Origin of the sequence: Methanofervidicoccus sp. A16 (assembly GCF_003351865.1) — an archaeon.
Lineage (GTDB): Archaea > AGJL01 > Methanococci > Methanococcales > Methanococcaceae > Methanofervidicoccus.
Genome location: NZ_CP022242.1, coordinates 68,756 through 82,203 on the forward strand (window position 1 = coordinate 68,756; position 13,448 = coordinate 82,203).

The window sequence follows — 13,448 nt, forward strand, 5'->3', positions numbered from 1 at the left end:
TATTAAACAATGATTTTATAGTTGTTTTAAATAGTGTTTTTATAATTTTTACTCATTGTTAATTATATATTAACTTATTTATAACAGTGTAATCAAAATTATAACTTCCCTATATTTACCTATAGGTACTTAATTAATAGAAATTAGATGAAAAAACTAAAAAATAGTAATCAATTAACCAGGGTGGATCCATGTTATCCATTGAAAATCTATCTGTACAGGTGGAAAATAAGGTTATACTGAAGAACATTAACTTAAACATAAACGTTGGAGAGGTTCATGTACTCTTTGGTCCAAATGGGGCAGGAAAATCTACATTGATAAATACTATTATAGGGAATCCAAGGTATAAAGTGGTAGAGGGAAGTATATACTTTAAAGGTAAAGATATAACTGATATGCCTATATACGAGAGGGCAAAACTTGGGATAGGATTGGCCTATCAAAATCCACCGGCGGTACCTGGAGTAAAATTGAGAGATCTTTTAAAGATAATCTCGAAGGTAGATTGGGAAGAGATAGAGAAGATGGCAGAAGTATTAAACTTTAAGGATTTCTTAGATAGGGATGTTAATGTAGGCTTTTCAGGAGGGGAGGTTAAAAGGTCTGAACTGTTGCAGATATTTGCCCAAAATCCAGATTTCATAATGTTTGATGAGCCTGATAGTGGGGTAGATGTGGAGAAGGTCAAACTCTTAGGGAGGATTATAAACCATCTTCTCCACAAGGACAAAAAGCCTGCAGATAGGAAGAAATCAGGTTTAATAATTACCCATATGGGACATATATTGAAGTTTATAAATGTAGATAGAGCCCATATACTCTACAATGGAGTAGTCGCCTGTTCAGGTGGTCCAGAGGAGATACTTAACACTATAATAAAGTATGGTTACGAGAGGTGTATAGCATGCTATCAAAAGAGAAGGCAGAGCGAATAAAGAGAATTGCTGAAAAGTATAGAGATGTTCCTGCACCTCACGGCGAGGATATAGATCTTAGTAAATATAGGATAGAGGAGAGCAGGATAGATATAAACTCGTTAGAAGATCTTAGTGAGGAAGAGAAATCTAAGTTGGAAAGTATAGGTATTGATACCAGGGAGGAGAGTACTTCAGGTTCCTATCTACAGATAAACAACGATGTTGTCTATACAAGGGCAAAGTCTAAGATAGAGATCATACCTATCTCAGAGGCTCTGAAAAAGTATAACTTAGATGATTACTTTTGGAATTTAGTAGAAATAAAGGATAAATATACAGCCAGAGTGGCTCTGGAGAGGACAGGGGGGTTCTTCATAAGAGTTCCTAAGGGGGTTAAGGAGACTCTACCTCTTCAGACTTGTTTATTGATCGGTAAGGAGAATGCGTCTCAGAATGTTCATAATATAGTGATAGTTGAGGAGGATGCAGAGTTAAATATCGTCACAGGCTGTGCAACCTCTCCTCATGTAAAATCTGGACTACATATTGCAGTTTCTGAATTCTATATAAAGAAAAATGGGAAATTGACATATACCATGATACATGACTGGGGAGAGAATGTCCATGTAAGGCCAAGAACTGGAATCTACATTGAAGATAATGGAGTGTTTATAAACAACTACGTTGTAATTACTCCTGTAAAATCTATACAGAGTTATCCAACTGTATACTGTGCTGGAAAGAACTCGAAGGCTACACTTCAAACTGTGGTCTATGGGAGGAAAGAATCAAGGATAGATCTTGGTTCCAAGGTAATACTCTCTGGAAATGAGAGTAGGGCAGATATCATATCTAGATCTATAGCAGATGACACCTCCGAAGTTGTAGCCAGAGGAAGGTTAGTTGGAGAGGGAGAAAATATAAAGGGACATCTCGAGTGTAAGGGGTTGATAATATCAGACAATGCCCGTCTCTATGCAGTTCCTGAGTTAGATGCTAGGAGATCTAATATAGATCTCTCCCATGAGGCAGCAGTTGGGAAGATTGCAGAGGAACAGTTGATATACCTCATGTCACGAGGTCTTACTGAAGAGGAGGCGGTATCTCTTATTATCAAAGGGTTCCTAAGTATGGATCTCTCTGGACTTCCTCCAACACTTGCAAAGGCTGTGGAGAGAATAATGGATATGACACTTGAAGGACTGTAAAGTAGAGTGTATTATTAAGGGATCTCTATGGATATAGACATTGGCGTAGTTATTCATGGGCCAGGGATAGTGGACAGTGGCTACGCAGAGAAGATCCTTGATATACTTAGAGAGTTTTCAGAGATTTGCAATATAGATATTAGGGTAACTGCTAAAGTTGGAGGAAATATGGGGAGAGTTGCAGTTATCGACAGAAAATTAGAGGACATCATCGATATATCAGAGAGGCTCTACCCATCTCAATGTTTAAAAAGATTAAAGGATAAGGATATACTTTTTCTCTTAAACTATGGTAAGTCTAAAGAGACAGGACATACCTTTGGGAGAATAGTTGTAGAGAGAGCAGAGTTAGATAAACCTGTAATACAGATAGAGAGACCAGGAGAGGATGATGGAAGTGTCTTAGTATGGAACAGGGAAAGGTGTAGTGGAAATATTAAGAAAATTTTAGACACTTTAGTATCTTATATATCTGAGAGGTTAGGATTAAAGGTTGAAGAGTGTATTGGAAGTAGGTTATCAGTATGGGAGGAGGAAGGTAGGGTTTTTAGAAGAATAGATACAGTTGATCCTGGCGAGAGTATCTTGGTAAATGGGATTATAGTGGGAAAGGCCCTGGGGAGTCCTGTAGTGTTAATATCTGAAAGGGGTAAAATCGTTGAGATTATCAACGGAGAAATAAAGAAGGATGGAGTAGAGAGGTTAGGATCTGTAGATTTAAAAAATGCTATTGTAAAAACTGGAGTTTTAAGGAAAGGTTCTTTTAAAAATCTAAAGATTACAGAGAATTGTAGATCCACATTAAATGACTCTCTAGGAGATGTGTTGATTGTAGATAGGGGGGAAAGGGATGTTCTAAGGGAGTTGAGAAATAGAAATATTTCCACTGTGATTACCATCGGTAGTGATACTACTCTGATCCTAGGTAATGTTCTTGGGAGATTCAATGTTAAAGTGGTAGGGATCGTAGATGAAGATATATACAGATACAAAGTAGTGGAGGACCTTAAGGTAACTGAGGGTTCAAGGATCTTTCTATTGAAAAACTGTGAGTGTTATCAAGTTGGAAATCTGTTGATGGAACATTTAAAAGGTAAGAGATTAAGGTATGAGGATACTTTAAGATATGTAAGTGATTTATTGGAGAAGCATAAAGTTATTTATGAGATTCTAAACTTTTAAATCTAAAATCATAAAAATATAAAAGGATAAAACATGATGAAGATATACTTCGCCACTGGAAATCCCAACAAGGTAAAAGAGGCAGAAATTATCTTAAAAGATTTAGAGGGTATAAAAATAGAGGCGATAAACCTCCCATACCCAGAAATCCAGGGAACCTTAGAGGAGGTTGCAGAGTTTGGTATAAAGTACCTCTACAGTAAGATAAAGAAGCCTGTATTTGTAGAGGACAGTGGATTCTTTATAGAGGTTTTGAAGGGCTTTCCAGGTACCTACTCAAGATACGTCCAGGAGACCATAGGAAATGAAGGTATATTGAAACTTATGGAGGATTTTAAGGGGGAGGAGAGGAGGGCTTACTTTAAAAGTGTAGTAGGTTACTGTGATGAAGATGGTGTAAAGTTGTTTAAAGGTGTTGTAAGAGGTTGGGTATCTCAGGAGATAAGGAGTAAGGGATATGGTTTCGCATACGACAGTATATTTATCCCAGAGGGAGAAAATAGAACCTTTGCAGAGATGACAAGAGAGGAGAAAAGTAGGATATCTCATAGGAAGAGAGCCTTAGAGGAATTTAAAGAGTATTTAAAAAAGAAATTGAAATAATGATTAAAAATAATAATAATTAAAAATAGTAAAAAAGTAAAAAATAGTAATGAACAAGGCTACCTATAATTTAAACAATAATTTTTTGATAAAAATATTGGACCTGTCCACTTAACATAAACACCACCTCAGTTTATTATAATACAGAACAAATAACCTACAAAAGAAGTTCCAGTTTCTAACAGGATTTTTAGCATTAATAGAGCAGAAAAAGATCTTTACCCTCTGCTTCAGAGAAGAAAACACCGATTCTATCAAACTCCCCCGCCCAAAGGTCTGATGTTCAAAGTTTAAATTAAGACTTTTTAGAGCACTAATTAGCCATGGGGCTTTATCTATAAGGAATTTAGGCTCACCCCTACAGTACTTCAGTACTTTCTTTACAAAGGACCTCGTAATTAGATGATTCCTTATTGTATAGACTCTCATTAAAATTAATTCATTCCTCTCAACATCTACAGCTGAATAAACGTAATAGTGCTTCCCGCCACCTTTAACAACAGTTTCATCCACCGCTATTAGATCTCTTTCTCTTTCCTCTGTTGTAATGGATAATTCTTCTTTAAACTTATTTATCCAGTTCCAAACTGATGTTTTTGAGACTGGATAAATCTCTGAAAGAATTCTGGCAGTTCTTCTTACTGAAGATGTCTGAATGTAGGTTGCAATGGCGAGTGTTTTAATTTCTATAGGTATTTTGTTCCTCTTAAAGATTTTTAATTCCTTTATAATATCTTTTACTCTTAGCATAATAGTATCTTATGTACATTGTTATATATGATGTTTGTTTTATGTGGACAGGACCCAGGACCAAAAATTTTTAAGGAAAAATAACCAATAAAAATAAATACATTTTTTAGGATTCTTTCTGAACACTGGAAGATAAATTTAAGATAATAGTAGAAAGATTTTTATTTAAAGACTTTTTCCTTATTTTTTTATCCTTATTATTTTTATAATTTTTAATTAATTTTTTACCCATTATCTGAGGATAAATATTATAAAAAATTAAAAAAATTCCATCCAAAAAATAATAAAAAACAGTTAAATAAGATATTAAATTAACATTTGTTTATCGAAATTCTATAAACTATATCCCATCATTACAGTAAGACTAGACTAAAAAGAGAAATACTCTGTTTTTAAATCTTATTTTATTAAAATCATTCTGTTTTTTGTCAGATTTTTATGGAAAATTAGAAAATAGATTATATTATTTTATTATATCCTTGAAGTACTTTAAAAGTGAAGGAGCCTTCTTTATAACCTTAAACACTATCTTCTTTACGTCTACTTCCTCTAACTTACCATCTATAGCCTCGGCAATGGCATTTAACTCCTTTTCACTTAACCTCTGTAAAATATTTTTATACTTAAGTTCTGTCATAAGGGTGTTGTAGAACCTCTCCTTCCATCTCCTCTCGTACTCCATAAGAGTCTCCTTAGAGTAATCGCCCTTTTTAACAGATTTACCTGCAACCTCTCCTGCTATGGAACCACAACTCATGGCTAAATATATACCTCCACCTGTTAGAGGACTCACCTGTCCAGCGGCGTCTCCAACTACCATGATGTTGTCATCCACAGTTCTCTCTATAGGCCCTCCAACTGGAACACCACCAAATTTAAACTCTACAGGTGTTGCATCCTTCAACCTACCCTCGAGTATAGGATGTTCTAAAAACTCGTTTAGATAATCTATAGCCTTCTTCTTTTTATCGATTACACCTAAACCTACATTTGCAGTGTCTCCCTTTGGAAATATCCAGGCGTACCCCTTTGGACTTAGATCTCCAAAGTAGAACTCCATCATATGTTTATCTAGGAGTTTAACCCCTGTCATCTCGTACTCTGCACAGGAGCATACCTCTATGGGACTTTTCTTACACTTTAAACCTGCCATCTCCGCCACAGAACTCTCTACACCATCTGCAGCAATAACTATCTTAGTCTTTACAGTATATTCCTCTCCCAGATGGATAACCTTAACTTTAAACCCATCTTCGTATGGATAGAGATCCACCACCCTACTTTTAACTGCTATCTTAGTTCCAACCTTTGCACTCCTTATAGCCAGATACTTGTCGAATATCTTTCTCTCTACAACATACCCCTCTGTCTTACCTCCACTAACCTCTATCCTTTTCCCGTTAGGTGCTATGAGATAACCTCCCTTTATATGACTCCTTACAAACTCCTCACTGGGAGGTATGTTGAACTCCTCCAACTTCGGCACAGCCTCTGCACACCTTACAGGTTCCCCTATCTCCTGGGATTTCTCCACAAGTAAGGTTTTTGCTCCATTTTTAGAGGCGTAGTAGGATGCCATACTTCCTCCAGGTCCTGCACCTACGACTACAACATCGTACTCATCCTTTAATATCCTCCTCATGCTATTCCTCCAAGGCCTTTAATGGACAGACTATCATACATGCCTTACACTTTTTACATCTGTCCTCGTATATAACAACTCTATTCTCTATCAACTCTATAGCCATACTCTTACATACCCCTACACAGGCTCCACAGTATCCACACCTTTCGTAGTTTATTCTCATACTATCACACATATGAATATATAGCATTAATTTTAAAAGTACTAAATACTTAATTAATATTGAAAAATATATCAAATTCGTATTAACAGAGATTTATTTAATCTCTCGTATTTAGGATTTTAACTGTTCTAGGTTTTATACTATATTTATCTTAATTATTTTTATTCTAATATTATTTACTCCTAATAAAAAGTCCAAGATATGTTATCTACTAAGCAATACACCTGTAACATTCAATGATTAGATTATTAGATATAAAATATAATTATTATACCTTAGTTCCCACCAAGTGGTGATTAAAAGGACAATGAAAACAATCAATATAAAAATCATTAAATATCCAAGATCTTTCCGAAATTCTCCTCCAATCTTATTTTTAAAATGCTATATCTAGGATAATAGAAGTTTTATTTTAAAATCTTTTCTTATTTTTTATTTTTATAATTATTATCTTTATTAATCTTTTAAACTATCCTTTTGATGGGAACTAGGGTAATTATTATAATATAATTTATTATTTAAAAAGAAAGAATTAACAATTACTTATATCTTATTTCCTAAGTCCTAGAAAACCCAAAGAATAAGAACAAGACTGACTCTTTTATACAATATTTTTTATCCTAATTTCCATCTAGATACTAATTTATATAACAGTAATCTTTAAATAAATTTATCTACCAATTAGGTAAGGGTAAATTTAAGGAGGTCAGTGGATGACATGCACAATAGTTGTAGGTGGCCAATGGGGAGATGAAGGTAAAGGTAAAATTATCAGTTATATATGTAGTAAGGATAATCCCTCCATTGTAGCAAGAGGAGGAGTAGGTCCAAATGCGGGGCATACTGTAGAGATCGACGGTAAAAAGTATGGTATAAGGATGATCCCCACAGGATTTCCCAACAGAAACTCCATACTGGCCATTGGAGCCGGGGTGTTGGTAGATCCTGAGGTGCTCCTAAAAGAGATAGAGATGCTCCATGAGTTTAAAGTAGGGGAGAGATTAATAGTTGATTACAACTGTGGTATTATAGAGGAGAAACATAAAAAAATTGATAGATCCAACGATCACCTGGCTAAGGAGATAGGTACCACTGGAACAGGTTGTGGTCCTGCAAATGTAGATAGAGTTATGAGAGTGTTGAAACTTGCTAAAGATATAGAGTCCTTAAAACCCTACCTAGGAGACGTTTCTGAAAGGATAAATGAAACCTTAGATAGGGGAGAAAACGTCCTAATAGAAGGTACCCAAGGTACCTTACTTTCCCTATACCATGGAACCTATCCCTACGTGACCTCCAAGGATACAACGGCATCCTCCTTTGCAGCAGATGTTGGTGTAGGGCCTACAAGGATAGATGAGGTTATAGTTGTCTTTAAATCCTATCCAACAAGGGTAGGAGAAGGTCCATTTCCTACAGAGATACCTCCTGAAGAGGCGGAGAGGTTAGGCCTTGTAGAGTACGGGACAGTTACTGGACGTAGAAGGAGGGTGGGCTACTTTGACTATAAACTAGCCAGGAAAGCCTGTAGGTTAAACGGTGCTACCCAGATAGCAATCACCTGCTTAGACAAGTACGACAGGAGATGCTACGGAATTACAAGGTACGAAGACTTAACTGAGAAGGGAAAGAGTTTCATAGAAAAGGTAGAAGAGGAGACTGGCGTCCCTGTGACCATCATCTCTACAGGACCTGAATTACACCAGACCATAGATAGAAGGGAATAAAATAGGAAAGGTGGATCCTTTGCACTGGGCAGATGTAACTGCAAAGAAGGTAATTAAGAAGAGGAAGGACCTTGAGAGGTACGTTGTAGCCTGTGGTATAACTCCTTCGGGGCATATTCACATAGGGAATGCAAGGGAGGTAATCACTGCAGATGCCCTCTACAAAGGACTTCTAAATCAAGGCGTAGAAGGAGAACTTATATTTATAGGGGATACCTACGACCCCCTTAGAAAGGTATATCCCTTCCTACCTGAGAGTTATGAGAGATATGTAGGTATGCCCCTAAGTGAGATACCCTGTCCCGAGGGATGTTGTGAAAGTTACGCTCAACACTTTCTAAAGCCCTTTTTGGAGAGTTTAGACGACTTAGGCATAGAGATGACAGTTTACTGTGCAGACAGGTGCTACAAGGAGGGAATCTACGACGACGCCATAGTTTTAGCGTTGGAGAACAGGGATAAGATAAGGGAGGTACTTAACAGATATAGAAGTGATCCCCTACCTGAAGACTGGTACCCCCTAAGTGTTGTATGTGAGAACTGTGGTAAGTTAAGTACCACCAAGGTAATAGACTACAACCAAGAGGAGAAAACTGTCGAATACCTCTGTACCTGTGGACACAGAAGTGCAGTGGAACCATTTAGAGGTAGGGCGAAACTACCTTGGAGGGTAGACTGGCCTGCAAGGTGGAGTATATTCAAGGTTACTGTGGAGCCCATGGGTAAAGACCATGGAACCTCTGGAGGATCCTACGATACAGGGGTAAAGATAGCCAGGATAGTATACAACTATCAACCTCCTGAGAAGGTGATCTACGAGTGGATACAGTTGAAGATAGGTGAGAAGGCTGTACCTATGTCCTCCTCCTCTGGAGTGGTATTTGCAGTTAAGGACTGGCTAAGTATATGCCATCCAGAGGTTTTAAGGTATCTTATACTTAGAAGTAAACCTTCAAAGCATATAGACTTCGATCTAAAATCTATCCCCAACCTTACAGATGACTACGACCAGTTGGAGAGAAATTATTTTGAATTAATAAAAAGATTGGAAGATGGCGAGGAGTTAAAGGAGGATGAAATGGATAAGATAAGAATATACCAACTGTCCACTCCAAAGATACCAGAGAAACTACCTCTCCAGGTGCCCTACAGATTCTGTGCAGTTATATCCCAGATAGCCTACAGGGAGGATAGAGAAGAAATAGACATGGAGAGAGTATTGGATATTCTAAGGAGAAACAACTACCCTGTAGATGACATGGATGAGTACGACTTTGAAAGGTTGAAAAGTAGGCTCTACATGGCTAGAAATTGGGCATTAAAATATGGAGAGGTACTAGATATAATTCCTCTTGAGGAGGCTATAAAGGAGTACAACAAATTAAGTGAAAAACAGAAGGAGTGGATAAGTGTATTCAGAGATAGACTGAAGGATATAGAGTTTCAAGGACTACTTATACATGAACTTATATACAGTACTGCAAAGGAGATAGGACTAAATCCAAGGGAGGCATTTTTAGCATCCTACAGGATACTTTTAGGTAAAAACTATGGCCCTAAGTTGGGAAGTTTCCTATCATCCTTAGATAGGGAGTTTGTAATTAGGAGGTACTCATTGTTGGAGTAATAAAGGAGGATAACTATTATAAATATTCAGAGAATCTAGAAGTTTTTTATTTTAAAACCCTCTTTATTTTTTATCTTAATGTCAGAAATATATTATAATAAGAAAGATAAATGTAGTAAAAATTTAAATCTCATAGTTATCTCTGTTTATTACTGGACACTGGGAACAAGGTAGGTTTTTGTTAATCTTTCTTTTTAAGAAGTTTAACTCTCTAACTGTTATTTATCTTACTTCGATAATTTTTAATTTTTATCCTTAGTTTCTATCAAAAAAGCCATTTAAAAATTAATTATTAATTATAAAAATAATAACATTTTTTTATCGAAATACTTAAAAAGTTGTTATTAAAAAATTTTAAATAATAAAAAGAGAGTTTATTTGACTATCAACTCTTTGATCTCATTCACGATCTTCTCAGCAGTCCCCTCGTCAATCTCCCTTCCCTTCTGCTCCACAACCTCAACAAGTACCTGTTTAAGATCCTCTCCTGTATCTATTTTCATCTTCTCAATAACAACAGGGTTAGGTTTTATTAAAGCACCTCTAACTAACCCCTCTCCATTTAGAGGTGTCAACATCAAAACTCCAGCGAACTCACCATCTGCCTTAACAAAATAGACGATATCCCCTAAATCTGTTTCGCCAGCCTTTTCAATCTCAAACTTCATCTCTTCGATCTCCTCAAGTTCCTCCATCCTACTGATAGCATCCTCTACAACTGGCTTAATCTCCTCCTCTGGCATCCTCTTAAAGGCCTCTACCTTTAGAGTATCTAACTTCCAAAGAACTTCACCATCAACTAACTCGTACTCAACCATCACTCTAACTACATCTCCTTTATCAAGTTTAAGTTTATTTACAAGTATTTCATAGAGTAATTTATTTAACTCCCCAGAGGCCTTAGCAACCATCTTTGGATCTATTTCTTTGTTCTTTATGTGATCCTTCAACTGGGCAAAGAGGGTACGTCTTATCTTATCTGCATAGGCCCCCACTATTATATATCCAGAACTTAGTTTCATTTTATAACACCTTTTTTGTATTTTTTAATATTATAATAATTATTTTTATTATTATATAAAATTACCTTAGTTCCCATCAAAGTGATAATTAAAAGAATAATAAAAAATCATTAAATATCCTTAGGATCTTTCCAAATCCTTAGATAAAGATAGAAAATCCTATTCTGGTATCCACTATATTAGAAGGTATTCAGAGGACTATCCTCTCTAATCTTCTTTTTAAAATGGTATATCTGAGATTATAGAAGTTTTTATTTTAAACGTTATTCTTTATTTTTTATTTTTATTAATTTTTATAATTATTTTTATTATTCTTTAAATTATCCTTTTGATGGGAACTAAGGCATAAAAATTTTTTTATTTATCCCATATAGTTATATCCCCTTTCAAAGGCCATTAAGTTCTTCTCCTCAGTACCCTTTGGCACACTGTCCAATATCGCCTTTTTCATAGATTCCTTTGAAACTACTCCTGTTATTCTAACTAGTGCTCCGAGCATTACTATATTTGCCACTATCTTTAAACCTATATCCTTATAGGCTATATCTGTAAATGGAATCTTGTATAATTTTACATTCCCGTTGTAGAAGTTCTCAGGTACTGTAACTAAGTCCCTATCTACGATAACTGTACCTCCATCCTTTATATCCCTCCCGTACTTATCAAATGCCTGTTGAGACATACACACCAATATATCAGGTTTTATAACCTTAGGATAGTCGATCTCCTCCTCGGATATTACAACCTCTGACTTACTGGCACCTCCCCTCGCCTCAGGCCCGTAGGATTGTGTCTGTACTGCATTCTTACCGTCGTAGAGTGCTGCACTTCTCCCCAGTATCACACCTGCCAATACAATTCCCTGTCCTCCAAAACCAGATATTCTAACCTCCTTTCTCATCTTTTCCACCTTTAATTTCTATGCTCTTTGATAAGATTGATCATACCTTCTGCGAATTCTGGTTTCTCAATATCTAAGAACTCTCCAACTACTATTTTATCTCTTAATTCCTCTTCAGGTAGATTTTCAGCCTTTCTTATATGTATAGAGTGTTCCTTGATGTACTTCAGTATCTCTACAGCACTCCTCGAGATGTTGAACCTACCGTAGTATGTAGGACACTGGGCTATAACCTCGATGAAGGAGAAGCCCTTCTTAGTCAAACCCTTCTTTATACTGTTGGACAGTTGTATTGGATGGGTTGTAGTCCATCTAGCCACGTAGGTTGCACCTGCTGCCATGGCCAACTTACAGAGATCCATACTGTTCTCCACGTTTCCATAAGGTGCTGTAGTTGCCCTCTTCCCAGAGGGAGTAGTTGGAGAAACCTGCCCCCCAGTCATACCGTATATGTGGTTATTTACACAGATGACAGTTATATCTATGTTCCTCCTACAACCATGTATAAAGTGATTTCCACCTATAGCTGCCAGATCCCCATCCCCTGTGAATACAACAACCTTCTTATCTGGAAGTGCCAACTTCACTCCAGTTGCATAGGCTATAGGCCTTCCATGGGTTGTATGGAGGGAGTCACAGTATAGATATCCAGGTATCCTGGAGGAACACCCAATTCCAGAGAGTGCTATATAGTCTTCAGGTTTGATGTTCAACTTATCCAAGGCATTTGTAAAACAGTTTATTACAGTTCCAATTCCACAACCTGAACAGAAGATATGAGGTAATCTATCCTTCCTCATGTACTTTATACTTGGATGAACCACAATCTCACCTCTTTTAATAAAAATGTAAAAAAGTTAATTATCATTAATTATAAATTTTATTATTAATATATTTTTATTTATTTGGATAAACCCCTCATTACCACCGCATGGGAGAGTTCAAAGATGGCACCTCCCAACTCATTACCTATATCTTGAAGTTCTAAACAACTGATCTCTATCTTTTTACTCTGTATAGATATAACAACAGGTATAAATTTATAGGCGATCTCTACAATATCTACAGGTCTACAGAGTATCTCCACACCTATTAACCCATAGAATCCTAGATCTTTATAGGGCTCCTCCCTTTCCAACTCCTTAGTTATAACCTTATTTACAATGATATTATCCTTAAGGGAGAACAATACCCTCTTAACAACTTCCTCTTCAGACACCCCATACCCTTCAAATACAGCCTTTACTCTTATAAATCCCTCCTCCTCAAAGTTGTATATATCTTCCTCGTCATATATACCTTTTTTGTACTTTTCTATATCTATTTCCACCTTATCCTGAGTTTGTACATTAAATGCAACGTTGTATTTTTTGTAAAATCTCTTAAAAAAGTCTATTATATAAGCCAGTGCCTCTCCAAACTCCTTGGGATCCAATACTAACTTTGGAGGTTCCAGTACATCCACATCTGCAGCGTAATTTATGGAGAACTTTATATAGTCTAAAAATGTATCAAATTCCACCTTCAACTCTGCAATAAATGTGTAGAAACCTTCTTTCTCCTCCCACTCCTCTTCAACAGAAAGTACCTCGCATTTGTACTCCCTCTTTATCTTTTCCAGTAGGTTTTCAAACTCTTTTTTTGCTAACTCCTTATCCCTTCCCTTAACCTCTTGATAGGATATAATTTCAATCATCTTC

At 36.3% G+C, this 13,448-nt stretch carries 13 protein-coding genes; 6 read left to right on the top strand and 7 right to left on the bottom strand.

Translation table 11 applies throughout. From position 1 onward, the window contains the following. Positions 1–191 precede the first annotated feature (191 nt). Genes CFE53_RS00295 through CFE53_RS00310 form a run of 4 tightly spaced genes read left to right on the top strand, consistent with a single transcriptional unit; the run spans position 192 to position 3,913 of the window. Positions 192–938, top strand: coding sequence for an ABC transporter ATP-binding protein (locus tag CFE53_RS00295; RefSeq protein ID WP_148119918.1), 747 nt, complete (start codon positions 192–194; stop codon positions 936–938). Then, positions 908–2,128 carry a SufD family Fe-S cluster assembly protein gene (locus CFE53_RS00300; protein ID WP_148119919.1) on the top strand — a complete coding sequence of 407 codons (1,221 nt, stop codon included), beginning with the start codon at positions 908–910 and terminating at the stop codon, positions 2,126–2,128. Before CFE53_RS00295 ends, CFE53_RS00300 begins: the two co-directional genes overlap by 31 nt. Positions 2,129–2,155: 27 nt before the next feature. Then, entirely contained in the window at positions 2,156–3,310 is a 1,155-nt protein-coding gene (locus CFE53_RS00305) for a DUF2117 domain-containing protein (protein WP_371678044.1), read from the top strand. A gap of 36 nt (positions 3,311–3,346) precedes the next feature. Further along, positions 3,347–3,913, top strand: a complete 567-nt coding sequence (locus tag CFE53_RS00310) for an XTP/dITP diphosphatase (protein WP_148121100.1) — start codon at positions 3,347–3,349, stop codon at positions 3,911–3,913. Between the two features lie 111 nt (positions 3,914–4,024). On the opposite strand, the gene CFE53_RS00315 is transcribed toward CFE53_RS00310, so the two are convergent. The 3 genes from CFE53_RS00315 to CFE53_RS00325 all read right to left on the bottom strand — a co-directional run bounded on the left by CFE53_RS00315 (position 4,025) and on the right by CFE53_RS00325 (position 6,471). Then, positions 4,025–4,663 (bottom strand): DDE-type integrase/transposase/recombinase, encoded by a 639-nt coding sequence (locus CFE53_RS00315; RefSeq protein ID WP_148119920.1) that lies wholly within the window; start codon positions 4,661–4,663, stop codon positions 4,025–4,027. Positions 4,664–5,126: 463 nt separating this feature from the next. Next, positions 5,127–6,305, bottom strand: coding sequence for an NAD(P)/FAD-dependent oxidoreductase (locus CFE53_RS00320; RefSeq protein WP_148119921.1), 1,179 nt, complete (start codon positions 6,303–6,305; stop codon positions 5,127–5,129). Position 6,306: 1 nt separating this feature from the next. After that, on the bottom strand, positions 6,307–6,471 hold the full coding sequence (locus CFE53_RS00325) for a 4Fe-4S binding protein (protein ID WP_148119922.1): 165 nt from the start codon (positions 6,469–6,471) through the stop codon (positions 6,307–6,309). A 713-nt stretch (positions 6,472–7,184) separates the two neighbouring features. On the opposite strand from CFE53_RS00325, the gene CFE53_RS00330 reads away from it, so the two are divergent. Then, positions 7,185–8,198: an adenylosuccinate synthetase gene (locus CFE53_RS00330; RefSeq protein WP_148119923.1), complete on the top strand. Its 1,014-nt coding sequence runs from the start codon at positions 7,185–7,187 to the stop codon at positions 8,196–8,198. A 19-nt stretch (positions 8,199–8,217) separates the two neighbouring features. Further along, positions 8,218–9,825, top strand: a complete 1,608-nt coding sequence (lysS, locus tag CFE53_RS00335; protein WP_148119924.1) for a lysine--tRNA ligase — start codon at positions 8,218–8,220, stop codon at positions 9,823–9,825. A 374-nt stretch (positions 9,826–10,199) separates the two neighbouring features. Here the strand turns inward: lysS and CFE53_RS00340 are convergent, their stop codons facing one another. The 4 genes from CFE53_RS00340 to CFE53_RS00355 form a co-directional block, all read right to left on the bottom strand. Further along, complete coding sequence (locus tag CFE53_RS00340) at positions 10,200–10,847, bottom strand: DUF2258 domain-containing protein (RefSeq protein WP_148119925.1); 648 nt, start codon at positions 10,845–10,847, stop codon at positions 10,200–10,202. A gap of 361 nt (positions 10,848–11,208) precedes the next feature. Beyond that, the gene (locus tag CFE53_RS00345; protein ID WP_148119926.1) at positions 11,209–11,748 is read right to left on the bottom strand and encodes a 2-oxoacid:ferredoxin oxidoreductase subunit gamma; all 540 of its coding nucleotides are present in this window, start codon (positions 11,746–11,748) and stop codon (positions 11,209–11,211) included. Between the two features lie 11 nt (positions 11,749–11,759). After that, a complete protein-coding gene (locus CFE53_RS00350) occupies positions 11,760–12,548 on the bottom strand; it encodes a 2-oxoacid:ferredoxin oxidoreductase subunit beta (protein ID WP_148121101.1) in 789 nt (262 codons plus the stop codon). 101 nt (positions 12,549–12,649) lie between these two features. Continuing rightward, the gene (locus tag CFE53_RS00355; RefSeq protein ID WP_148119927.1) at positions 12,650–13,444 is read right to left on the bottom strand and encodes a hypothetical protein; all 795 of its coding nucleotides are present in this window, start codon (positions 13,442–13,444) and stop codon (positions 12,650–12,652) included. Between the last annotated feature and the right edge of the window lie 4 nt (positions 13,445–13,448).

Bases quoted from the DNA above. Each gene is read 5' to 3' on its own strand.
- CFE53_RS00295 (WP_148119918.1), top strand. From the start codon at position 192: ATGTTATCCATTGAAAATCTATCTGTACAGGTGGAAAATAAGGTTATA.
- CFE53_RS00300 (WP_148119919.1), top strand. From the start codon at position 908: ATGCTATCAAAAGAGAAGGCAGAGCGAATAAAGAGAATTGCTGAAAAG.
- CFE53_RS00305 (WP_371678044.1), top strand. From the start codon at position 2,156: ATGGATATAGACATTGGCGTAGTTATTCATGGGCCAGGGATAGTGGAC.
- CFE53_RS00310 (WP_148121100.1), top strand. From the start codon at position 3,347: ATGAAGATATACTTCGCCACTGGAAATCCCAACAAGGTAAAAGAGGCA.
- CFE53_RS00315 (WP_148119920.1), bottom strand. From the start codon at position 4,663: ATGCTAAGAGTAAAAGATATTATAAAGGAATTAAAAATCTTTAAGAGG.
- CFE53_RS00320 (WP_148119921.1), bottom strand. From the start codon at position 6,305: ATGAGGAGGATATTAAAGGATGAGTACGATGTTGTAGTCGTAGGTGCA.
- CFE53_RS00325 (WP_148119922.1), bottom strand. From the start codon at position 6,471: ATGAGAATAAACTACGAAAGGTGTGGATACTGTGGAGCCTGTGTAGGG.
- CFE53_RS00330 (WP_148119923.1), top strand. From the start codon at position 7,185: ATGACATGCACAATAGTTGTAGGTGGCCAATGGGGAGATGAAGGTAAA.
- CFE53_RS00340 (WP_148119925.1), bottom strand. From the start codon at position 10,847: ATGAAACTAAGTTCTGGATATATAATAGTGGGGGCCTATGCAGATAAG.
- CFE53_RS00345 (WP_148119926.1), bottom strand. From the start codon at position 11,748: ATGAGAAAGGAGGTTAGAATATCTGGTTTTGGAGGACAGGGAATTGTA.
- CFE53_RS00350 (WP_148121101.1), bottom strand. From the start codon at position 12,548: ATGAGGAAGGATAGATTACCTCATATCTTCTGTTCAGGTTGTGGAATT.
- CFE53_RS00355 (WP_148119927.1), bottom strand. From the start codon at position 13,444: ATGATTGAAATTATATCCTATCAAGAGGTTAAGGGAAGGGATAAGGAG.